The organism is Kitasatospora sp. NPDC036993 (assembly GCF_055607525.1).
Map to the genome: position 1 here is coordinate 373,966 of NZ_JBVJRP010000007.1, position 22,605 is coordinate 396,570.

At 73.6% G+C, this 22,605-nt stretch carries 18 protein-coding genes; 7 read left to right on the plus strand and 11 right to left on the minus strand.

Annotation, left to right across the window (positions count from 1 at the left end; all coding sequences use genetic code 11):
- Positions 1-12: 12 nt before the first annotated feature.
- Complete coding sequence (locus ACZ7C5_RS17870; RefSeq protein WP_470322906.1) at positions 13-990, minus strand: STM4015 family protein; 978 nt, start codon at positions 988-990, stop codon at positions 13-15.
- Positions 991-1,191: 201 nt separating this feature from the next.
- Between ACZ7C5_RS17870 and ACZ7C5_RS17875 the strand changes: the two genes are divergently transcribed.
- The 4 genes from ACZ7C5_RS17875 (at position 1,192) to ACZ7C5_RS17890 (ending at position 4,884) form a co-directional block, all read left to right on the plus strand.
- Positions 1,192-1,518, plus strand: coding sequence for a hypothetical protein (locus ACZ7C5_RS17875; protein WP_401084322.1), 327 nt, complete (start codon positions 1,192-1,194; stop codon positions 1,516-1,518).
- Between the two features lie 122 nt (positions 1,519-1,640).
- Positions 1,641-2,759: a DUF6745 domain-containing protein gene (locus tag ACZ7C5_RS17880; protein WP_470322907.1), complete on the plus strand. Its 1,119-nt coding sequence runs from the start codon at positions 1,641-1,643 to the stop codon at positions 2,757-2,759.
- Between the two features lie 116 nt (positions 2,760-2,875).
- Positions 2,876-3,670 (plus strand): MerR family transcriptional regulator, encoded by a 795-nt coding sequence (locus ACZ7C5_RS17885; RefSeq protein WP_470322908.1) that lies wholly within the window; start codon positions 2,876-2,878, stop codon positions 3,668-3,670.
- Complete coding sequence (locus ACZ7C5_RS17890; RefSeq protein ID WP_401084331.1) at positions 3,667-4,884, plus strand: glycosyltransferase; 1,218 nt, start codon at positions 3,667-3,669, stop codon at positions 4,882-4,884. Before ACZ7C5_RS17885 ends, ACZ7C5_RS17890 begins: the two co-directional genes overlap by 4 nt.
- A 233-nt stretch (positions 4,885-5,117) precedes the next feature.
- On the opposite strand, the gene ACZ7C5_RS17895 is transcribed toward ACZ7C5_RS17890, so the two are convergent.
- The 10 genes from ACZ7C5_RS17895 to ACZ7C5_RS17940 are packed head-to-tail and all read right to left on the minus strand — an operon-like array spanning position 5,118 to position 13,180.
- Entirely contained in the window at positions 5,118-6,296 is a 1,179-nt protein-coding gene (locus tag ACZ7C5_RS17895; RefSeq protein ID WP_470322909.1) for a Glu/Leu/Phe/Val dehydrogenase dimerization domain-containing protein, read from the minus strand.
- Entirely contained in the window at positions 6,293-6,508 is a 216-nt protein-coding gene (locus ACZ7C5_RS17900; RefSeq protein WP_401084349.1) for an MbtH family protein, read from the minus strand. The genes ACZ7C5_RS17895 and ACZ7C5_RS17900 overlap by 4 nt, the downstream gene beginning before the upstream one ends.
- Positions 6,509-6,512: 4 nt before the next feature.
- Complete coding sequence (locus ACZ7C5_RS17905) at positions 6,513-7,292, minus strand: beta/alpha barrel domain-containing protein (RefSeq protein WP_470322910.1); 780 nt, start codon at positions 7,290-7,292, stop codon at positions 6,513-6,515.
- A complete protein-coding gene (locus ACZ7C5_RS17910) occupies positions 7,289-7,981 on the minus strand; it encodes a phosphoribosylanthranilate isomerase (RefSeq protein WP_470322911.1) in 693 nt (230 codons plus the stop codon). The genes ACZ7C5_RS17905 and ACZ7C5_RS17910 overlap by 4 nt, the downstream gene beginning before the upstream one ends.
- A 6-nt stretch (positions 7,982-7,987) precedes the next feature.
- Positions 7,988-9,127, minus strand: coding sequence for an acyl-CoA dehydrogenase family protein (locus ACZ7C5_RS17915; protein WP_401084357.1), 1,140 nt, complete (start codon positions 9,125-9,127; stop codon positions 7,988-7,990).
- Between the two features lie 12 nt (positions 9,128-9,139).
- Entirely contained in the window at positions 9,140-9,514 is a 375-nt protein-coding gene (locus ACZ7C5_RS17920) for an ectoine synthase (RefSeq protein WP_401084360.1), read from the minus strand.
- A 12-nt stretch (positions 9,515-9,526) separates the two neighbouring features.
- The gene (gene trpA, locus ACZ7C5_RS17925) at positions 9,527-10,330 is read right to left on the minus strand and encodes a tryptophan synthase subunit alpha (RefSeq protein ID WP_401084362.1); all 804 of its coding nucleotides are present in this window, start codon (positions 10,328-10,330) and stop codon (positions 9,527-9,529) included.
- Complete coding sequence (locus tag ACZ7C5_RS17930; protein ID WP_470322912.1) at positions 10,327-11,397, minus strand: anthranilate phosphoribosyltransferase; 1,071 nt, start codon at positions 11,395-11,397, stop codon at positions 10,327-10,329. The genes trpA and ACZ7C5_RS17930 overlap by 4 nt, the downstream gene beginning before the upstream one ends.
- A 2-nt stretch (positions 11,398-11,399) precedes the next feature.
- Positions 11,400-11,663, minus strand: coding sequence for an acyl carrier protein (locus tag ACZ7C5_RS17935; RefSeq protein WP_470322913.1), 264 nt, complete (start codon positions 11,661-11,663; stop codon positions 11,400-11,402).
- Complete coding sequence (locus ACZ7C5_RS17940) at positions 11,660-13,180, minus strand: AMP-binding protein (protein WP_401084369.1); 1,521 nt, start codon at positions 13,178-13,180, stop codon at positions 11,660-11,662. Before ACZ7C5_RS17940 ends, ACZ7C5_RS17935 begins: the two co-directional genes overlap by 4 nt.
- Before the next feature lie 476 nt (positions 13,181-13,656).
- Here ACZ7C5_RS17940 and ACZ7C5_RS17945 point away from each other — a divergent pair, with 476 nt between their 5' ends.
- The 3 genes from ACZ7C5_RS17945 to ACZ7C5_RS17955 all read left to right on the plus strand — a co-directional run bounded on the left by ACZ7C5_RS17945 (position 13,657) and on the right by ACZ7C5_RS17955 (position 22,576).
- The gene (locus ACZ7C5_RS17945; RefSeq protein WP_470322914.1) at positions 13,657-15,351 is read left to right on the plus strand and encodes a condensation domain-containing protein; all 1,695 of its coding nucleotides are present in this window, start codon (positions 13,657-13,659) and stop codon (positions 15,349-15,351) included.
- A gap of 155 nt (positions 15,352-15,506) precedes the next feature.
- Positions 15,507-19,430 carry a non-ribosomal peptide synthetase gene (locus tag ACZ7C5_RS17950; protein WP_470322915.1) on the plus strand — a complete coding sequence of 1,308 codons (3,924 nt, stop codon included), beginning with the start codon at positions 15,507-15,509 and terminating at the stop codon, positions 19,428-19,430.
- Positions 19,427-22,576, plus strand: a complete 3,150-nt coding sequence (locus ACZ7C5_RS17955) for an amino acid adenylation domain-containing protein (protein ID WP_470322916.1) — start codon at positions 19,427-19,429, stop codon at positions 22,574-22,576. The genes ACZ7C5_RS17950 and ACZ7C5_RS17955 overlap by 4 nt, the downstream gene beginning before the upstream one ends.
- Positions 22,577-22,605: the final 29 nt, after the last annotated feature.

Here is a 22,605-nt window from a genome sequence, read left to right on the forward strand (position 1 = left end):
CGGGGGTGACGGCTACTCGGCCACGGCGACGTAGCGCCACCGGTCGTCGGGCTTGCCGGGCTCGGAGAGGTCGACCTCGACCCCGGACAGGGCCTGGCGCAGCCGCTGCTGCATCTCCTCGGTGAGGTAGTGGTGGTGCAGGTCGAGGGAACGCAGGTGGGTGAGCGGCTGGCCCTCCAGCAGCGCGGTGGCACCCTGGTCGGTCAGCACGCCCATGGAGAGGTTGAGCGACTCCAGCCGGGCGACGACGGGTGCGTGCGCGAGAGCGGCGGCGATGTCGTCCTGGAACTCGCTGTTCTGGAGGCCGAGGTGGCGCAGCGCGGGGAAGCGGGTGCCGTCCAGGAACGGTGCGAGGTCGGCCATGGTCGAGGAACCGCCGTAGTTGTCCACGCCCAGCCAGAGTTCGAGCCGTTCCAGGGCCGGGAGGTCGCAGCCGGCCACCGAGCGCACGACCGAGCCCGGCAGGCCGCCGGCCTCGAAGCGCAGCGCCTTGAGCGCCTCGTGCCGCAGCGGCGTCAGGGCCAGACCGCCCTTGCCGTCCCAGTCCTCGGAGGCGCCGCGCACCACCAGCTCGGCCAGCTGCGGGAAGGCCGTCAGCAGCGGCGTGATGTCGCACTGCTGGATCCAGGAGATCTCGCACTCCTCGTAGGTGATGTCGCCGACGAACAGCGCGCGCAGGGCGGGCAGTCGGCCGGCGGCGGCGACGACCGCCTCCATCGGCTCCTGGAAGCTGTCCGGCTCCTCCGGTGCCCACTGGCCGATCACGACGGCGGTGACCCGCTCGGTGTCGACGGCGCCGAGGAACTGCTCCCAGCACTCGCCGAACGTGGCCTCGGACTCGTAGTCGAGCCCGATCTTCCAGGCGACCGAGGCCGCGTCCGGCAGCTGGACGGAGCCGGACCCGCCCTTCTCCTCGGCTTCGGCCACGGCCGCCACGAAGTCGAAGACGGGGAGACCGTGGAACCGCTCGATGTGGTCGTTGACAGTCATGCGCTGCTCCTCTGGGGTCGGGGCCGAACAACTGTCTACCAGCCGGGACTGACAATCCGGCGGCCGGGTCGCCGCCCGGGCGCGTTGTCAGACCCTTGCCCTATGTTCGGGTCCTGGCTCCGGAGAGTGACCGCGTCGAACGCGGCGGAGCCTTGGGTTCCGGCGTCCGCCGGGGTCCGGCCGTACGGCGAGGGAGGACTGATGTACCGCCAGGGCGATGTGCTGATCGTGCCGGTCGAGGAGAGCGTGGTGCCGCCGAGGGTGGCGGAGCTGGCCGTGCAGCCGAGGGACGGGCGCGGCCGGATGGTGCTCGCGCTCGGAGAGGTCACCGGGCACGCCCATGCCGTGGTCGGTCCGGGCGAGCTGCGCCGTGAGACCGGGCCGTTCGGCGCGGGCTGGCTGCACCTGCCCGAGGGCGGCCGGGTGGTGCACGAGGAGCACGCGGCGATACCGCTGCCCAAGGGCTGGTACCGGGTGATCCGCCAGCGCGAGTACGTGCCGGGCGCGGTGCGGATGGTCGCGGACTGACGGCCGCTCCGCCCGCCGTACGGGGCGGCAGGCGGGACACGAGGACTGGACGCGGCCCCGGGCCGCGGCACGGAACGGGAACGGACGGCCGGGCGTGGAGCCCGGCCGGGAACGGAGCAGGGATGGAGACGGTCATCCACGACGAGGTCCACGGCGACCCGGGCGGGGCACGGGCGCTGCCGGGGCCGGCCGAGGTGACGGCCCGCTGGCGGGCGGCCGCGGCGGCCACCGGAGCCGGTCACCGGGCGGCGGCCGAGCGTGCCGTCCGGGCCGCCTACCGGGCGGCCGGGCTGCCCGAGCCCGCGGCGATCCGCTGGTTCGGCTCGCCGCTCGCCGCGACCGAGGCGGCGCTGGAGCTGAGGGCCGGCGGCGCGCAGAGCGTGCGCGAGGCCGTGCGCACCCGGCCCTGGGAGGAGGCCAGGCGACGCGCCGTCGAGCAGGTCGGCGCCACCGGGTGGGCGGGGCACTGGGCGCTCACCGGCGGCGAACTCGGCCCGGTCACCACGCCGCTCGCCGACCGGCTGCGCAACGCCGTGCTCGACCGGCTCGCCCCCGAGGCCGACCGGGAGGACGACGTCGCCGTCGCCGAACAGGCCAGGTCCCGCCGCACCACCGTCCGGCTCGCCCTGCTGGACGCGGTGCGCGGCCAGCACGACGCTCCGTGGTTCGCCGCCTTCGAAGCCGCCGGCGCGAGCGCCGACGCCGTCGCACCGCTCGCCGAACTGGCCGGGGAAGCCGGCTGGTGGTGGCCGTACCGGGAGGTGGCCCTGCTCAGCGAACGGCCGACCGCGCTGCACCGCGACGAGGCCGGCCGGCTCGACCGGGCGGACGGGCCCGCCCTGGAGTACGCCGACGGCTTCGCCCTGCACGCCTGGCGCGGCATGCCCGTCCCGCCGGAGTTCCTGGCGACCCTGGCAGAGGTGACCGTCGAGCGGATCCGCACCGAGGAGAACGCCGAGCTGCGCCGTGTCCTGCTGGAGCACTACGGCTACGAGCGCTACCTGGCCGACTCCGGCGCCGAGCCCATCCACCGGGACGAGACCGGTGTGCTCTGGCGGATCGTCCTGTCCGACGACGAGCCGGTGGTGATGGTCGAGGTGGTCAACTCCACCCCCGAGCCGGACGGCACCCACCGCACCTACTGGCTGCGCGTCCCGCCGAGCACCCGCACCGCGCGCGCCGGTGTCGCCTGGACCTTCGGCATACCCGAGACCGCCTACCACCCGCAGCGCGAGACCTGACCGCGGACGCCTCCCGGCATCCGGAGCCAGTCTCCGAGCCGCGCGTGTTGACCCTGACCCCACGTCAGGCCGCACGGTGGGGGCGCAGCAGAACGCACGGATGATCGGAGGGACGCATGAGCTGGTCGGTGGGTCAGGTCTCCGGCTTCGCCGGGGTCACGATCCGGACCCTGCACCACTACGACCGGTCCGGGCTGCTCGAGCCCAGCGAGCGCAGCCCGGCCGGCTACCGGCTCTACACCGGCGCGGACCTCGCCAGGCTCCAGCAGATCCTCTTCTACCGGGAACTCGGCTTCCCGCTCGACGAGATCGCCGACATCCTGGCGGACCCGCAGGCCAACGCGCTCGACCACCTGGTGACGAGACGGCAGGCCCTCGCCGAGCAGATCACCCGGCTGCAGAAGCTGGTCGACGTCGCCGAGCGGGCCATCGAGGTCCAGCGCACTGGGGTCGAGCTGACCCCGGAGGAGCGCTTTGAGGTCTTCGGGGACGTGGTCTTCGACCTCAGTTACGCCGCCGACGCCCACCTCAAGTGGGGTGAGCGGGACAGCCACCGGGAGGCCCTGGCCCGCGCCGCCACCCACTCCAAGGAGGACTGGCAGCAGCTGATGGCGGAGGCCGCCGAATGGCGAGGCCGGCTGCTGGACGCCTTCGACGGGGGACTGCCGGTCGACCACGTCACGGTGCTCGGCCTCGCCGAGCAGCACCGGCAGCACATCACCCGGTGGTTCACGCCCTGCCCGCCGGAGACGCACTGCCGGATCGCCGACGACTACGAGGCGGACGCCCGGGCCTTCGCCCTGGTCGTGCCGCCGGCCGAGCAGCGGCCGGGCCTGGCCGGCTACCTCCGCGCGGCCATCGGCGCGAACGCCGAGCGGCGCACCGCGACCGGAACCGAGGCGGGCCGATGAGGATCCTCGTGATGGCCGCGGGCTCGCACGGCGACGTCGCCCCCTACACCGGTCTCGGGGCCCATCTGCGCGGCGCGGGGCACGAGGTCGCGCTCGCGGCGCCCGAGACCTTCCGCGGGCTGGTGGCCGGCAGCGGGCTCGACTTCCGTCCGCTCCCGGCCGACCCGCACGGCGCGGGCTCCGAGCCGACGGGCGGGCGCTCCGAACTGCTCGCGCGGGCCGCGGCGTTCATCGGTCAGCTGGGCGACGGGCTCGCGGACGCCGCCGCGCCCGGAGCCGACCTGCTCCTGCTCGGCACCACCACCGCACCGCTGGGCTGGCACCTGGCGGAGGCGATGGACGTCCCCACGCTGGGGGTCTACCTGCAACCCACGCTGCCGACCCGGGAGTTCCCGCCGGTGGTCGGGGGCGGCCGCTCGCTGGGGAGCTGGGGCAACCGGGCGGCGGGGGCGCTCGGGCAGCGGGTCGTCGACCGTCTGCACACCGAGGCAGCACGCCGGCTGCGGTCGCGGCTGGGCCTTCCGGCACTCTCCCAGACCGCACGCCGACGGGCCGTGGAGCGGGCGGACTGGCCGGTGCTGCACGGCTTCAGCCCGAGCCTGGTACCGCGCCCGGCGGACTGGCGGCCGGGGCTGCGGGTGGTCGGCAACTGGTGGCCCCACGTGGCGGGCGACCACTGCCTCCCGGTCGAGGTCGAGGACTTCCTGCGGGCCGGGCCGCCGCCGGTGTTCATCGGCTTCGGCAGCATGGCGGCAGGACAGGGCGAGCGGCTGAGCACCCTGGCGCTGGAAGCCCTGCGGCGGGCGGGCGTCCGGGGAGTGGTGCAGGCCGGCTGGGCCGGGATCGCCGGGGAGGGCGACGACGTGCTGACGATCGGCGAACTGCCGCACTCCCGGCTGTTCCCGCGCATGGCGGCCGTCGTGCACCACGCGGGCGCGGGTACGGCGGCCGCGACGCTGCGCGCGGGTGTGCCGAGCGTCCCGGTCCCGGTGATGGCCGACCAGCCGTTCTGGGCCGGCCGGCTCACCCGGGTCGGCGCGGCGACGGCTCCGGTGCGGTTCGCCGACCTGACCGCGGCGCGGCTGGCGGCGGCCATCCGTCAGGCCGTCGAGGAGCAGCGGCTGCGGGAGCGGGCACAGGGGGCGGCTCGCGCGATGGCGAAGGAGGACGGCGCGGCCCGGGTCGCGGAGGCGGTGGCGGCCATGGGTCGGTAGCGGAGGAGGACGGCGAGCCGCCACGCGGTTCCCGCGCCAGGGCTCGCTCCGGTGGGCCGAGCGCCACGGTGCCGCACGGAGGTGCCGCACACCGGTGCCGCCGTCGGACGGCGGGGACGGGAGGTCAGGGTGCCCGGGCGACCAGGACGGGCGGGAGGAAACCGGTGTCGGCGGGCTGCTCACCGCGGTTCCACGATGAGCAGCCCGTCACGAGGGCGCGTCCGCCGGCCCGGTCACCGCTCGGCCGGGACCCCCGGTGCGGAGGCGCCGGCCGGGGCCGCGAGCGAACCGAGGAGCTGCGCGACCGGGTCGGCGCTGCCCGAGGCGCTCAGCTCCTGCACCAGCTCGCAGTTCCTGGCGACCCTGCCGGCGACCCAGTCGCGCAGCCACGCGGACAGCTGCGGGAGCGGCAGGTCGGACGGGGCCAGCCCGGTGAGCACGCACCCGGTCGCCGCCGCCCCGCCGACGTTGACGACCACGTCCGGCAGGACGGTGTGGCCGGCCTCGCGCAGCAACCGGCGGGCCGGTGCGGTGCAGCTCAGGTTTCCGCCCTCGACCACCAGGCGGGCCCGGACCGCCGGCACCGCCTCCTCGTCGACCGCGGAGGCGGACGCCGCCAGCACCAGCACGTCGGCGTCGACGTGTAGCCACGCCCGCCCGGGTCCGTGGGCCGTGACCCGGGCGGGCAGCCGGCTCCGGTCGATCGTGCCGTCGCTGCTGGTGAGCGCGGCGAGTTCGGCGAAGGGCAGTCCGCGCTGGTCCTCGACGGTGCCCCGGACGTCGGCCACCGCCACCACCAGGTGGCCGTGGGCGGCGAGGTGGCCGGCCACCGCGCGCCCGACGGTGCCGAAGCCCTGGATCGCGACACGCTGAGGGGTCCGCGCACCGGAGGCCCGCAGGGCGCCGAGCACCGCGACGGCCACGCCGAAGCCGGTGATGTCGGCCATGTGGTCCCACAGTTCGGCCCAGCCGACGGTGAGGCGGGTGGTGCCGGGGCGGCGGGTGACGTCGTACCCGGCGGCCTCGAAGGCCAGCCGCCGGTCGGCGTAGGTGGTGCCCTGGTCGCAGCCCAGGTACACCCCGCCGTGCAGCAGTGGGGCCGCGGCGCGGCCGAACCCCCGCATCACCGACTGCCGTTCGACGGCGGCATCCGGATCGGGGGCGATGCCGGCCTTGGCGCCACCGATGGGCAGGCCGACCAGCGCCAGCTTGTGGGTCATCGCCCTGGCGAGCCCGGTCAGCTCCTGCTCGGTCACCGTCGGGTTCATCCTGGTGCCGCCCATGGCCAGGCCGTCGACCATGGAGTCGACGACGACCCAGCCGCGGGCCCGGCACTCCGGGAGGTTCAGGGTGGTGGAGAGCATGGGCCCGGTCGCCGGGCGCGCACCGTGCGGCGCGAGCGTCCGGTTCACCGCGCATCCTCCTCCGGGACGGACCGCAGGCGCAGGCTGCGGGGGCGCATGTCGGTCCACACGCGTTCGATGTGCGCGAGGCAGTCGTCCTTGGCGCCCCGTACGCCGGCCTCGTGCCAGCCCGCCGGCGTCTCGCGGTCGGCGGACCAGATCGAGTACTGCTCCTCGTCGTTGACGACGACCTTCCACTGCTCGGGCGCTTCGCTGGTCATGCCGTTACCTCCGGATGTCGGTGCTTGGGGGGTCCGCCGGGCGGCGGAGGGGTGGAAGCGGTTCGTGGCCGGCGTCGGGGCGGGTGCTGCGACGGGTGGCGAGGCGGGCGTCGAGGCCGTCCAGCCAGGCCGGCAGGCTGGGGGTGCGCAGCAGGCCCGTGCCGATGAGCACACCGGCGAAGCCCTCCTCGACGAGACGGGCGGCATCGTCGGGGGAGCGGATGGCCCCGGCGCTCACCGGGCACCGGGTGCCGCTGCTCAGCACCGCGGGCAGGAGGGACGAGCTCCGTCCGAGGTCGCCCGCGCCGCGCTCGCGGTTGGCGATGTCCTTGTTGTTCACCGCGACCACGCATTCCTCGGCGCGTGGCACGCGGCTGATCTCCTCCTCGGTGGTGACCTCGACGAACGGCGTCAGGCCCAGGCGCAGGCCGAGCTCGACCAGGTGGCCCAGGGTGGCGCGCGGCAGCAGCGCGGCGGTCAGCAGGACCGCGGACGCGCCGCTCTCGCGGGCCTGGTGCAGTTGGCCGCGGCGGGTGATGAAGTCCTTCTGCAGTACGGGCAGGTCCGTCTCTTCCATGACCTCGCGCAGCAGCTCCGGGGTGCCGCCGAACCACCGCCCGGTCACCACGGACAGGCAGGGGGCGCCGGCGTCCCGGTAGTCGGCGACCAGCCGGGCGGCGGACCTGCCACCGAACAGGTCGTGCCCGGCGGAGTCCTGGCGCTTGAGCTCCATGATCACCGGTCGGCGGGCGTCCAGCAGCGCCTCGATGAACGCGGCCGTCATCCGGGCCCTCCGGCCGCCCCCGCGCCGTCCGGCACCCGCCAGCCGTGCCGCACGGTCGTGATCCGGTCGGTGCTCAGCCGTCCGTCGGGGTCCCTGGCCGCGGTGTCCACGTCGATGCCCAGGAACAGGGGGTGGTCCACCACCGCCCGGTAGTCCTCCCGGTTGTCGGCCGAGACGCCGCCGGCCAGCAGGAAGGGGCGCGAGAGGCGGTCGGCGATCCCGAGGACGGCCTCGCAGTCGGCCGGTTGCCCGGTGCTGCCGATCCGGCCGTCCGCGGCCACCACGTCCAGCAGGAAGAGGTCCGTTCCCGCCCGCTCGTAGGCCGCGATCAGGGACCGTTCCGCGCGGGTGTCCGTACCGAGGTGCAGCACCTTGACCACGGTGAGGTCCGTGGTGCTCTTCAGGGCGCGGACCAGTCCCGGCGGCTGGTAGCCGTGCAGTTGGACCCACGGCACCCGCCCCGCGGCCGTCGCCGCGCGAAGCGCCCCGGCGTCGTTGAGGAAGGTCACGAGGACCGGACGCAGTCGCGCCGTTCGGTGTACGGCGTCCGCGACCAGCGTGAGATGACGAAACGTCAGTTCGGCATGGCCGCCTGGAACGCCGTGCCACAGGCCGACGAGGTCGGCTCCGGCCCGGTCGAGCGATGCCACGTCCTCGGCCGAGGCGGCTCCGCAGATCTTGACCAGCATCAGGCGTCACAGCCCCAGCATGGCGGCGACGCGGTTGCGTTGGATCTCCGACGTGCCCGAGTAGATCGGGCCGGCGACCGCGTCGCGCAGGTCCTTCTCCAGCCCGTACTCGGCCAGGTAGCCGCTGCCGCCGAAGATCTGCACGGCGGCCAGCGCGGAGGAGAGGTTGCTCTCGCTGGCGAGGAGCTTGCTGACGGCGATGTCCCTCGTGACGTTCTCGCCCGCCGTCAGCCGGACCGCCGTGTCGTAGAGCCACTTCCGCGCGGTGTCCAGGCCGATGCTCATCTCCACGAGCTTGTGGGAGACCGACTGGTACGAGCCGATCGGACTGCCGAACTGGACGCGTTCCTTGGCGTACTCGACGCAGCGGTCGAGCCGGTACCGCATCTGTCCGGTGCTGATGACGAAGGAGCAGAGGATCTCCCACTTCATCACGTGGTCCAGGACCAGGAACCCGGATCCGATCCGGCCGATCACGGCGGACGCGGGGATCCTGCAGTCGTCGAAGTGCAGTTCGCTCAGCGGCGCGGTCCGCAGCCCCATGGTGGCGACGGGCGGCCCGATGACGAGGCCCGGGGTGTCCCGTTCCACGACGAAGGCGGTGATGCTGAGCGGGCCGCTGCTCGGGTGGGTGCGCGCGTACACCACGAACACGTCGGCCACCGGGCCGTTGGTGATGAAGGACTTGCCGCCCCGCAGGACGAAGCCGTCGCCCTCGCGGGTGGCCGTGGTCCTCATCGCGAGCGCGTCGGAGCCGCTCTCGGTCTCGCTGATCGCGTGCGCCCCGATCGTCTCTCCCGAGCAGATCCCCGGCAGGTGGCGCGCCTTGAGCTCCGGCGAGCCGAACCGGTGCAGTGGGACTCCGACGCCGACCAGGTGGGTGGCGACCGAGAAGTTCAGTCCGCCGTCACGGCACCCGGTGCCGAGTCGTTCGAGCACGTGCATGGTGGTGAGCAGGTCCTGGCCCAGCCCGCCCCACTGCTCGTCGAACGGCAGGCCGAGGATTCCGGACCTCTGGACCAGCTTCCACTTGTCCCTCGGGAAGGCTCCTTCGGCGTCCCCTTCGAGGTGGCCGGAGCTGAGCTCCTCGCACCACCGGGCAATCCCCTCGCCCAGGGCGATCTGGTCGGCGTTCCATCTGATCATCTGTCAGTCCTGTCAGTATTCGGAGAAGTCGGCCGAGTCCAGGTTGTGGCGTTCGTCGCCGCGCAACGCGGGCGAGAACACGCACACCAGCCGGAGGTCCTCGTCCGGGCTCGCGATCAGGAAGTGGGCGTCGTTCCGGTCGAGGGCGTACAGGGTGCCCGGTTCGAGCGGGTGGGACGTGCCGTCGGTGTCCACGACCTCGCCCTTTCCCTCGATGCAGTAGCACGCCTCCAGGTGGTGGCGGTACTCCAGCCGCGACTTGGTGCCGGCGCGGACGGTGGTGTCCGTCATCGTGTAGCCCAGGCCGTCTGATTCGAGAAGGAACCTGCGGCTGAGCCCGTTGCCCCAGTCCACGGTCTTCACCTCGGCAAGGTGTCGGACGATCATCGGGTGTGCCTCCTAGCGGCTTGTCGAGTACGGCGAAACGGTCTGAACGAAGGTGCGGAACTCCTCGACCACGTCGGTCCCTCCGGCGAGGGCGTGCTCGATCCGGGCGACCCCGGCGCTGCCCACGACCGCGGCGTCGGCGCCGAGGCCGTGCAGCAGGTCGATGTCCGCCCTGGAGCGGACGCCGAACCCGACGGCGATCGGTACGACGGTCCTCGTCCGCAGTGCGGTCAGCGCGGCGGCCAGCTCCTGGTGGTCGGCCGCGAGCCCGCCGCCGCTGCGGCCGTAGTGGGCCACCAGGTACAGGTACGCGGTGGCGCACTCGGCGGCGGCGGCCTTCACCTCGGGCGCCGACGCGGCGTAGCAGGTGGCGACCAGGGGCAGCCCCGCCTCCCGCACCGCTTCGAGGCAGTCGGCCCGTAGCCGCGGCGGCAGGCCGTGCACCAGCAGTCCGTGGACGCCGGCGTCGGCGACCCGCCGGACGAAGCCCGGCACGGTCAGGTCCCTGACCGTGTGGCTCCAGTCGGCCAGCAGTGCCACCCGCAGGTGGCGCAGCCGGGGCAGGACCCCGCCGAGGAAGTCGAGCACCTCGTCGAGTCCGACGCCGTCGGCCAGGGCCCGCTGTGCCGATCGGCGGATGACGGGCCCGTCGGTGACCGAGTTCGGAAAGGGCACAGCCAGCTCCAGGCAGTCCACCTGGCAGTCGTCGAGCATCCGCATGACGTCGGCCAGGACGGGCAGCGGTGGATCTCCGGCGTTGAGGAACACCGCCAGGCCGGGCCGGTCCGGTGGCCGGCGGGCGAAGAACCCGCTCACCGCGCACGCGCCGGTCGGGCGCGGAGGCGGTCGACGAGGTCGCGGGCGGCGCCGCTGCGGAGGGCGTCGTCGGCCGCCCGGACCGCCTCCGGCCACCCGTCGATCAGCCCGCTCGCGACGGCCAGTGCGGCGGCGTTCAGGCAGACGGTCCGGGTGGCGAGCGGCTTGCCCGTTCCGGAGAGCACACCGAGGAAGTGGTCGACCACGTCCTCCCCTTCTGCGGCCGGCCGTAGTTCGGCGATCGTGCCGGTCGCAGTCGCAGTCGCAGTCGCGGTCGCGGGGCCGGGGCCGGAGCCGGAACCGGAGCCGAAAGCCTCGGCCGGCAGCCGGATCGCGTCGGTGCCGTCATTTGGGAGGACGAGGTTGTCGACGGAGCCGACGAGCTCGTCGATTCCCAGCTCGTTGGAGCACAGCCAGATCCTCCGGTCGGCGACGGTGGCGGCGACCTGGCCCAGCGCCGGCAGCATCGAACGGTCCGAGACGCCGACGAGCTGGGCGGAGACCGGCACCGCGGCCAGGAAGGGGCCGACGGAGTTGATGAACCCGCCGATCATCCGCAGGTCCATCGGCACGATGCTCCGGGCCAGCAGCGCCACCTCCCGCGGGTAGACGAAGTTCCCCGGGAAGGCGATGCCGAAGCGTTCCAGCTGGGCCTCGGTCCGCTCGTACGAGGCGGTCCTTCCGACGCCGAGACGGTCGAGCAGGTCATGGGAGCCGCAGGTGCTCGTGTAGGCGCGGGATCCCGTCTTGACGACGCGGACGCCCAGGGCCGCGGCGAGGAAGGCCGCCGCGGTGGAGATGTTGAACGTGGCCGGCCCGCCTCCGGTGCCGACGATGTTGGCCGTGCCGTCCAGCCGCGCGGTGACGGCCGGCCGTCGCTCGTCCAGCGAGCGGAGCATCGCGACCAGCGTGTCCCGATCGGGCATCCGGGTGGACAGCGAGGACAGCAGCGCCACCGACTCGCCGGGCCGGAGGGCGCCGTCACGCAGCTGGTCCCAGAAGGACCCCCACATCTCCTGGTCGACGGGGTGGTCCCGGCGGATCAGCGCTCGCAGCACCTTGTGCATGGCTAGGGGGCGTCCGTCCGGTGCGGCTGGGCCTGGTCGATGAACCTGCTGATCGAGCCGACGGAGCGGAAGCTGTCCGGGTCGAGGTCGAACTCCTCGACGCGCACGTCGAAGCGGTCCTCCAGCCAGGCGATCGTCTTGAGCAGACCGAGGCTGTCGATGACCCCGCCGTCCACGAGGTCGTAGTCGGAGTCCAGCTCGTTCGCGCTGACGTCGGGCAGGAACTCCTCGATGATGAACTGGGTGACTACCGCGGCGTGGTTCACTGGGCCGTTCCTTCGGTGGGCTGGGACGGGGAGCAGGCGCGCTCGACGGGGGCGCGGTCGATCTTTCCGGTGGACGTCCTGGGCAGCGGGTCGTCCACGATCTGCAGGGTCGAGGGGACGGCGGTGAGCGGGAGGCGCTGCGCGCAGTGCCGGCGCAGCGCCAGCGAGTTCAGCCGGCTGTCCGGGGCGCGGCGGACCACGCTCCGCAGCAGGCGGCCGGCCACCGGGTCGGGTACGGCCACCACGGCCGCCTCGACGACCTCGGGATGGTCGAGCAGCACCTGTTCGACCTCGTGGGTGTTGACCCGGGTGCCGCGGACCTTGACCTGGTGGTCGTTCCGGCCTTCCAGGGTGATGCGGCCGTCCCGGTCCCGCCGGACGAGGTCGCCGCTGCGGAAGTAGCGCCGCGTCTCCCCGTCGTGGTGGTGGGTCGCGAACCTGTCCGCGTCCTGGGCCCGGTCCAGGTAGCCGTCGGTCTGAAAGGGCGTCGCGACGTGGAGTTCGCCGGTGCCCGGCCCGGTCACGATCCCGCCGTCGGCACCGACGATCACCGCGTGGACGCCGGGCAGCGGACGTCCGATCGGCAGCGGGCCGTCCGCCGGCTCGGTGCCGTCGACCTCGTGCAGGAAGCTGTCGTTGGTCTCGGTGCAGCCGTAGACGTTGTGGAGCCGCGCGCCGGGGAACAGGCGCGGAAGCTCGGCCAGGCAGCGGGCGGGCAGGCTGTCGCCGGTGAAGACGACGTGCTCGACGGTGTCGAGCCGCCGGCCGCTCTCCGTGGTCGCGTCGACCAGCAGTTGGTAGAACATCGGTACCGCCTGGACGAGTTGGACCGCGTGGCGGTCCACGAGGTCCAGCAGGTGGCCCGGGTGGGTGGCCCGGGCCGGATCGACCAGGACGACGCGACCGCCGTACTTGAGCGTGGTCCAGACGTCCAGCAGGCACAGGTCGAAGGTGAGCGGGGCGTAGTTGAGGACCGTCGTCCCCCGACGGATGCCGAACCGCTCGCCGGCCCAGGTGGTGAAGCGGTCCACCGCCCCCGTGCTCAGTGGCACGGTCTTCGGCCGCCCGGTGGAACCGGAGGTGGTGAACATGAAGGAGACGTCGCCCGGCTCCGTGGCGCGCGGCGCCATCGGCTCCGCCCGTTGGCCGGGGGTCTGCGGCCCGGGGCCGGCAGCCCGGGGGCCCTCCGGCGACAGGACGTGCCGGATTCCGGCCCGCTCGGCCGACGCGGGGGAGGCTCTCCCCTCCGGCGTGGGCGCCGGCAGCAGCAGGAAGCGCCGCCCTTCCAGCAGGCAGGCGAGCACCAGGGCGATCGTCGAGGGCGACTTGGCGGCCGGGATGCCGATCGGCTCGTCCTCGTCCGGGGCGAGCCGGGCGATCCGCAGGCGCTCCCGCTCGGCCAGCCGGTGGAGTTCACGGTAGGTCGTCTCTTCCCCGTGCCATACCAGGGCCGGATCGCCGGGGTGGCCGGCGGCGTGCGAGACGAATGAACCCACCAGGCTCTGCTGCTGCGTCATGACTTCTCCGAGTTCATGCAACAGGGTGGGCTCCATAGACAACGGATGAGTTCATGCAACGGGTTCACCGATCTCATTCGGAACAATGGAGGGCCGACACGAAAGGGGGCCCATCCGGCCGCCTTCCCGGCGAAAGAAGAATTATCACGTGGTGCCCGTCCGCGGAAGTGGGGTGCTCGATCGGCGTCATGACGGCACGTCAGAACAGGTCCCGCGGCCGGCCGCGCAGATGCTAGCCGTCGAGCGTGTTCAATCCGCATAAGGATTACCGTGGCCTGGCGTAAAGATTGTCCTGACGCCTTCGACCCTCTTCTCCGTCTTGCGGAGTGAGACGAGGGCTGCCTAGTATCCGCCGTACTGTTCGCGAATCAGCGAATCGGCGAGGGGATTTCCGGGACGCTTATGCGGTCCCGATCGCCGTGAAAGGTGGATCCGTCATGCCTGGCTCCGATCGGAGCGCGTACGCTCCGACCCCAATGTCCTTCGCCCAGCAACGGCTGTGGTTCCTCGACCGGCTGCGGCCGGGCCGGCCGGACCACAACGTCCCGACCGCGGTCCGCCTGCGCGGCCGGCTGGACCAGGAGGCGCTCGTCCGGGCGCTGACCGAAGTCGTGCGGCGCCACGAGGTGTTGCGCGGCAGGATCGTCGACTCCGAGGACGGCCCGTGCCACGTCACGGAGCCGGTCGAGACCTTCGTGCCGACGGTCACCGATCTGACGCACACCCCGGCGGAGCAGGCCTGGCAGCGGGCCCGGGAGCTGGTGGCCGCCGATCTGGCGACTCCCTTCGACCTCGGGACCGCCCCGATGCTCCGGGCCCGACTGATCCACATCGCGACCGACGAACACCTGCTGGTTCTGGTGATCCACCACATCGCCTGTGACGGCTGGTCGCTGCCGGTGCTGTGGCAGGAGCTCTCCGCCGGGTACGGCGCCGCCGTCGACGGTCGGCCGATCGCCCTGCCGGACCTGCCCGTCCAGTACGCCGACTTCGCGGCCTGGCAGCGGAGCCACCAGGCCGGAACGGCACTGCAAGGCCAACTCGCCTACTGGCGCGAGCACTTGTCCGATCTGACCCCGTCGGCTCTCCCGACGGACCGGACGCGCCCCGCGGTGTGGTCGGGCCGGGGCGACCAGGTCGAGATCGAGATCCCCGCGGAACTCGCCGACCGGATCCGCGCCCTGGGGCGCGCCCACGAGGTGACGCCGTTCATGACGCTGCTGGCCGCCTTCCAGGTCCTGCTCGCGCGCTGCACGGGACGGGCCGACGTGACGGTGGGCACCCCGATCTCCGGGCGGACCCGGATCGAGGTGGAGCCGCTGGTCGGCTTCTTCGTCAACACGCTCGTCCTGCGCACCGACCTGTCGGGCGACCCCGGCTTCACCGACGTGCTCGCCCGGGTGCGGCGGTGCGCGGTGGAGGCCTACGCCCACCAGGACGTCCCCTTCGAGCAGCTGGTGCAGGAGCTGCGGCCCGAACGCGATCTCGGCCAACACCCGCTGTTCACCGTCATGTTCCAGCTGGAGGACCCGCCCTCGCTCCCGTCCGGCCTTCCCGGTCTGAAAGTGAATGACCATCAGATACCGAACGAGGTGGCGAAGTTCGACATCGAGGTCTCCCTGACGGACCTCGGCGATCGCCTCACCGGCGTCATCCGCTACGCCGCCGACCTCTTCGAGCGTGACACGGTGCGGCAGCTCGCCGAGGGTTTCACGGCGCTGCTCGACCATCTCGTCGGCGCTCCCGAACGGCCGATATCGGCCTGGGAGGCCCCTCCCGGCCTCCGCGTGAGCCTCGCCGCTCCCGCCTCTCCGGCTGCTCCCACCGTGCACCCCGCGGCCCCGCGGCCCGATGCCGACCAGGCCGGCGCTCCCGCCGCCGGGGCCGAGACCGAGACCGAACTCCTCGTGCTGGAGATCTGGGCCGAGGTGCTCGGAGTCACCCCGGACGGCGTACACAGCGACTTCTTCGAGCTGGGCGGCCACTCGCTCCTCGCCTCGAAGGTCATGTCACGACTCGGCCGGGCACTCGACCTCGAACTGCCGGTCGTCCTGCTCTTCTACCACCCGACCGTCGCCGAACTCGCCGACGGCATCGACGCGGCGCTGCTGGCGGACCTCGGCGCCGCCGAGGCGGAACCGCTTCCTGTCGGAAAGGCCCGTCACCCGTGAAGGCACAGCACAGTCGCCCCGAGCCCGGCCGACCGACCGGTTCCACGCAGGCCGGTGCGCGGGCCCTGCTCGATCAACGCGTCCGCGAGGCCCGGAACAGGGCCGCCGAGGGCGGGCCGGAGGCCGCGGTCCCGCCCCGTCCGGAGGGTGAGCGGGTGGCGTCGTTCACCCAGGAACGCATGTGGCTGATCGAGCGGCTGTCCGACGGCCCGGCGATGTACAACGTCCACGAGGTCTTCCGGCTGCGCGGCCCGCTGGACGTGCCCGCCCTCGGCCACAGCCTCACCGGGCTGGTACGGCGCCACGAAGTGCTGCGGACCGCCTTCCCCGAAGGGGACGGGCGCCCCGTTCCCTCGGTCGAGCCGGCCCGGCCGATCGACCTGCCCGTCACGGACCTCCGGGCCGAGCCCGCGGAACGCCGGACGCGGCTGGCCCTCGACCTCGTCCACTCCGAGATCCTGCGCCCGTTCGACCTGGCCGCCGCCCCGCTGCTGCGCGCGTCGCTGCTGCGGGTCGACGAGGACGAACACGTCCTGGTGGTGGTCGTCCACCACATCGCGGTCGACGGCTGGTCGATGCCGCTGCTGTGGGACGACCTGTCGGCGATGTACCGGAGCCGGCTGGAAGGCCGCGAGCACGGGCTGCCGCCCGCGCGGATCCAGTACGCGGACTTCGCCCACTGGCAGCGGGCCTGGCTCTCCGGCGAACGCCTACAGCGCCAACTCGACTACTGGAGCGTGCAGTTGTCGGGGCTTTCGCCGCTGGACCTGCCCACCGACCGGCCGCGCGGACCGGTCCGGGCGGGCCGGGGCGAGCGGATCACCTTCACGGTGCCCGAGGAACTGGCCGAGCGGTTGCGGCTGCTGGGCCGGCGGCACGGTGCGACGATGTTCATGACGCTGCTCGCCGGGTTCCAGGCCCTGCTCGCCCGCTACAGCGGGCAGTCCGACGTGGCGGTCGGCACGCCGGTCGCGGGCCGCACCCGTCCGGAACTCGACCCGCTGGTGGGCTCGTTCATCAACACCGTGGTCCTCCGCACCGACCTCGCGGACGACCCGAGCTTCGCCGAACTGCTCGACCGGGTCCGCCGGACCGCCCTGGACGCGTACGCGCACCAGGACGTGCCGTTCGAGCGGCTGGTGCAGGAGCTGCGGCCGGCCCGCGGCCTCGACCGCAACCCGCTGTTCCAGGTGATGGTCGCCGGACTGTCCGACCCGGCCGCCTCCCTCCGGCTGGTGGGGACGGAGGTGGAACAGCTGGAGGTCGACAACGGCACGGCCAAGGTCGACCTCAGCCTGGTGATAGCCGACCGGCCGAGCGGCACGGCCGGGGCTGCCGGCACGACCGGGACCGTGGCCTTCGACACCGGTCTGTTCGACCGCGCGAGCGTCGAGCGCCTGGTCGGCCACTACCTCCGGCTGCTGGACGCCGCGGCCGGCGACCCCGACCGTCCCGTCTCGCGCCTGGACCTGCTCACCGAGGCCGAGCGCGAGGCGCTGCTGGTGGCCGCCAACGCCACCGACGAACCCTTCCCCACTGACGTCTGCGTGCACGAGCTGGTCGAGGAGCGGGCCCGGCTGACCCCCGACGCGGTGGCGGTCCGCTGCGGAACCGAGCGGCTGACCTACCGGGAACTCGACCGACGGGCCAACCGGTTGGCCCGACACCTGCGAGCCAGGGGGGCACGGCCGGAACGCCTGGTCGGCGTCTGCCTGCCGCGCTCGGCGGACCTGGTCGTGGCCCTGCTCGCCGTCCTCAAGTCGGGCGCCGCCTACCTGCCGCTGGACCCGGACCTCCCGGCCCAGCGCATGTCGTTCATGCTCGCCGACGCCGACGTGCCGCTGCTGCTCACCCAGCGCTCCCTGGCCGACCGGCTGCCGCGACACGGTGCCGAGACGGTGTGGCTGGACGCCGACGCCCCGATCGTCGCGGCCCTGCCCGAGGACGGGCTGCCGCCGCTCGCGACGCCCGCCAACCTGGCGTACTCGATCTACACCTCCGGTTCGACCGGCCGTCCCAAGGCCGTGCTGGTCCCGCACGAGGGCGTGGTCAACTACCTGGTGGTCCGCGGCCGGCAGCTGGAACTCGGAGGGGCCGACGTCGTCGCCTCGGTGGCCTCGATCTCCTTCGACGTCATCGTCCCCCAGGTGCTCATGCCGCTGGCCTGGGGCGCCGGCGTGGTGATCGCCCCGTCGGAGGTCGCGGTCGACGGCCCGCGCCTGACGGAGATGATGCGCGAGTTCGGCGTCACCACGCTCATGGCCACCCCGGCCACCTGGCTCCTGCTGCTGGACGGCGGCTGGCAGGGCGGCCGGTTCCAGGCGATCTGCGTGGGCGAACCGCTCCAGCCCGCCCTGGCCCGGCGGCTCCTCGACCGGGTCTCCACGCTGTGGAACGGCTACGGTCCCACCGAGGCGTCCGTCGGCTGTGTCACCCGGCGGGTGGACGCCGACCGGGACCTGGCCCGGCCGGGAGGGTCCGTTCCGATCGGCCGGCCGCTCGGCAACCTCCGGATCTACCTGCTGGACCCGGCCGGCGCCCCGGTGCCCGTCGGCGTCCCGGGGGAGATCCACATCGGTGGGGTCGGCGTCACCCGCGGGTACGCCAACCGGCCGGGGCTGACCGCCGAGCGCTTCGTGCCCGACCCGTTCGGCGCGGACGGCGGCCGGCTGTACCGGACCGGCGACCTGGCCCGGTACCTGCCGGACGGCAGCCTGGTCTTCCTCGGCCGCACCGACGAGCAGGTGAAGATCCGGGGGTACCGCATCGAGCCGGGCGAGATCGAGGCCGCGCTGTGCGCGCAGCCCGGTGTCGCCAGGGCCGCGGTGACGGTGCGGGGCGGCGGGACGGACGCCGAACTGGCCGGCTACCTGGTGTGGCAGGACCGGCCCGGTGACCTGGCGGCCGTGCGGCGCTCCCTGCGCGAGACCCTGCCCGAGTTCATGGTGCCCACGACGCTGACCGCGCTCGACCGGATCCCGTTGACCACGAACGGCAAGGTGGACCGCGCGGCCCTGCCCGCGCCCGCCCGCCACGGCCACGAGGCCGGTGCGCTCCCGCCGCGGGACCTGCCGGAACTCCTGATGACCAGGATCTGGGAGCGCGTGCTGGGCACCCCGCGGGTCGGCGTCCGGGACGACTTCTTCGCACTGGGCGGGCACTCCCTCAGGGCGGTCGAGCTCGTGGAGGCGATCCGGCGGGAGTGGGGAGTCACCGTGCCGCTGAACACGGTGTTCCGCCACCCCACCGTCGAGGGGCTGTGCGCGGAACTGCCCGACGCGTCGCGGGCCCTGCGCCGGCTGGTCGTTCCGCTGGCCGAAGGGGACCGCCGCCGGGCGCCGCTGATCCTGGTGCACCCGCAGGGCGGGGACGTGTGCTCCTTCCTGCACCTGGCCGGACGGCTGACCGGGCACCTCACCGAATCCTCCGCGGGCGCCCGGCCCGTCTACGGCCTGGAGGCCGTCGGCTACAACACCGACGAGCCGCCCCTGGCCACCGTCGAGGAGCAGGCGCAGCGCTATCTGCGGGAGCTGCGGTCCGTCCTGCCTGACGGCCCGTACCTGCTGGCCGGCTGGTCCTTCGGCGGGCTGGTCGCCTTCGAAATGGCCCGGCTGCTGGAGGAGCAGGGGAACCCCCCGGGATTCCTCGGGATCATCGACGTCGGAGCGCCCGCGTCCACCGGTGGAGCCGCCGACGGGTCAGGCGGGGACCTCCACGAGCTCGACGAGCAGGAGGCCCTCTCCCTGCTGCTCCACGACGCGCACGCCCGTGAGCGGCTTCCCGAGCGGGGGCGCAACGAACAACTGCGGCGCATGGCACGGGTGTTCACCGTCAACGGCGCCGCCGCCCGGCGCTACCGGTCGACGGCACGGGTGAGGACGCCGATCCACCTGTTCACGAGCGCCGAGACCCACCCCGAACTCGCCGGCCCGGTCGTGGTCCCCGCCCGGTGGCGGGGCCGCACCCGGGGGGCGTTGAGCGTGGTCGAGGTCCCCGGCAACCATCACGACATGCTGTCGCCGCCGCACGTCGCAGCCTTCGCCGACGCGCTGTCGGCCATCCTGGAGGAACTCGGATGAGCGACGGACGCGAGTTGCCGCTGTCGTCGGCGCAGTCCGGCATCTGGTTCGCCCACCACCTGCGCCCCGGCAGCCCCGCCTACAACACCGGTGAGTACGTGGACATCCCCGGGCCGATCGACCCGGAGCTGTTCGAGACGGCCGTGCGGCGGGTGGTGGACGAGACCGAGTCCCTGCGCGTCCGCCTCACCGACGGTGCCGAGGGCCCCCGGCAGGTCGTCACCGCGTCGCCCGACTGGTCGATGCACCACGTCGACCTCACGTCGACACCGGATCCGCTGCGGGCGGCCGAGCGCTGGATGCGGGCAGACCTGTCCACACCGGTCGGACTCACCCGGGACCCGCTGTTCCGCCAGGCCCTGTTCACCATCGCGCCGAACCGCTTCCTCTGGTACCAGCGGGTCCACCACATCGTGGTCGACGGCTTCAGCATGTCGCTCATCGCGCGCCGCGTCGCCAAGACCTACACCGGACTGGTCCAGGGCAGGGCCGGCGCAGGGCCGGCCTTCGGGCCGCTGAGCCTGCTGCTGGAGCACGACGCCGCCTACCACAAGTCCGAACAGCCCGGACAGGACCGGGAGTTCTGGGCGGACCGGCTCGCCGGAAGGCCGGATCCCGTCAGCCTCGCCAGCCGCTCGGCGCCCGCCTCGGACGGCTTCCTGCGCCGTACCGGCAGCCTCGACGCGCCCACCCTGGCCGCGCTGCGGCGGGCCGCGCGACCCGTCGGGGCGAGCTGGCCCACCGCCTTCACCGCGACGGTCGCCGCGTACCTCCACCGCCTCAGCGGCGAACGGGACATCGTGCTCAGCATGCCGGTGACCGGGCGCACCGGCTCCGCCGCGCCGGCCGTGCCCGGCATGGTGGCGAACGTGGTGCCGCTGCGGCTGCGCGTCCACCCCGAACAGGGTCTGTCCGCACTCGTGCGACAGGTGGCCGAGGAGGTCGCGGCCCTGCGCCGGCACCAGCGCCACCGCAGCGAGGACCTGCGCAGGGAGCTGGATCCGGCCAGGTCGGAGCGGGTCCTGTTCGGGCCCGTCGTCAACATCATGTCCTTCTACTACCACCTGGACTTCGCGGGCGTCCGAGCCACCGTGCACAACCTGTCCAACGGGCCGGTCGAGGACCTCTCCTTCTCCGTCTACGACCGCTCCGACGGCACCGAGCCCCGGCTCGACGTCGACGCGAACCCCGCGCTCTACTCCGAGGCCGAACTCGCCGCCCACCAGCAGCGGTTCCTCCGCTTCCTGGACGCGGTGGCCTCCGCCGACCCGGACCGGCCGATCGGCCGGCCCGACCTCCTCACCCCCGGGGAACGGCACCGGACCGTCGAGGCCGCCAACCGCACCACGCGGCCGCTGCCGCACCCGACGGTACCGTCGGCCTTCGCGGCCGAGGTCGCGCGCACGCCCGACGCGCCCGCCGTGGTGTGCGGGGAAACCACGCTGTCCTACACGGAGTTGAACGCCCGGGCCAACCGGCTGGCCCACCGGCTCATCGCCCTCGGCGTCCGCTGCGACAGCACGGTGGCCGTGCTCATGGAACGCTCCGTCGACGTGGTGGTGTCGGTCCTGGCGATCAGCAAGGCCGGCGGCGCCTACGTGCCGCTGGACAACCGGGCCCCGACGGCCCGCCTGCGCCGCGTCCTGGACGACACCGGGGCGGCGGTGCTGCTCACCCACCAGGCGACCCGGGGCCACGCGCCGTCCCTCGGCACACCGGGTGTCGTCGTCGACGCCGACCCCGGCCTCGCCGACCAGCCGGCCACCGACCCCGTCGTACCGCTGCGCCCGGACCACCTGGCCTGCGTCCTGTACACCTCGGGGTCCACGGGCACGCCGAAGGGGGTGGCCCTGAGCCACCGCAACGTCATCAGCCTGACCGCGCAGCGCTGTTGGCGTGAGGAGGACGGCCCGCGGGTCCTCGCGCACTCCCCGCACGCCTTCGACGCGTCCACCTACGAGTGGTGGGTGCCGCTGCTCAACGGCGGCCGGGTGTTCGTGGCCCCGCCCGGCGAGCTGGCGCTCGCGGACCTCCACCGGCTCATCGTCGACCACCGGGTCGGCGCGCTCTGGTTGACGGCCGGGCTGTTCCGGGTGTTCGCCGAGGAGTCCCCCGGCACGCTGGCCGGGGTCGGCCAGGTGTGGACCGGCGGCGACATCGTGCCGGCCGACGCGGTACGGCGCGTCCTGGCCCGGTGCCCGGACTCCGTGGTGGTCGCCGGGTACGGCCCGACCGAGGCCACCACGTTCACCACGCGCCGGGTGCTCCGCCCCGGCCAGGCCGTGCCCGACGTCGTCCCCCTCGGCCGGCCGGTGGACAACCGGCGGGTGTACGTCCTGGACGAGGCGCTGTCGCCGGTGCCGCCGGGAGTGGCCGGCGTGCTGTACGTCGCCGGTGCGGGCGTGGCACGCGGGTACCTGAACGACCCCCGTCGGACGGCCTCCCAGTTCGTGCCGTGCCCGTTCGGCGAACCGGGGGAGCGGATGTACCGCACGGGCGACGTGGTCCGCTGGAACGCCGAGGGGGAGCTGGAGTTCCTCGGCCGCGCGGACGAGCAGGTCAAACTCCACGGCTTCCGCATCGAGCTGGGCGAGATCGAGGCGGTCCTGGCCGGGCACCCCGCCGTCACCCAGGCGACCGTGGTCGCCGGCCAGGGCGTCTCGCCCGGCAGGCGTCTGATCGGCTACGTCGTCCCGGCCGGGGCCCCGGGGCTCGACCCGGCCTCGGTGCGGGAGCACGCCGCCGCGGCGCTGCCGGACTACATGGTGCCCTCGGTGATCGTCACGCTCGACGCCTTTCCCCTGACGCCCAGAGGGAAGATCGACCGGGCCGCGCTGCCCGTCCCGGACCCCGCACCGGCACCGTCCGGGACCGGCCCTCGCACCCCGGCGGAGCGGACGATGTGCGCGCTGTTCGCCGAGGTGCTCGGCCGGCCCGGGGTGGGCGCCGACGACGGCTTCTTCGCGCTGGGCGGCAACTCCCTGCTCGCGACCCGGCTGGTCAACCGGGTGCGGGTGCGGTTCGGCCGTGACGTCACCCTCGGCGCCCTGTTCGAGGCACCCACGCCGGCGCGCCTGGTCGAAGCGCTCAAGGAAGCCCCGGACGCCGCGGCCGTACCGGTTCTCGCACCACGTACACGACTCTGAGCCCCTGACGGCGATCACAGGAAGCACCT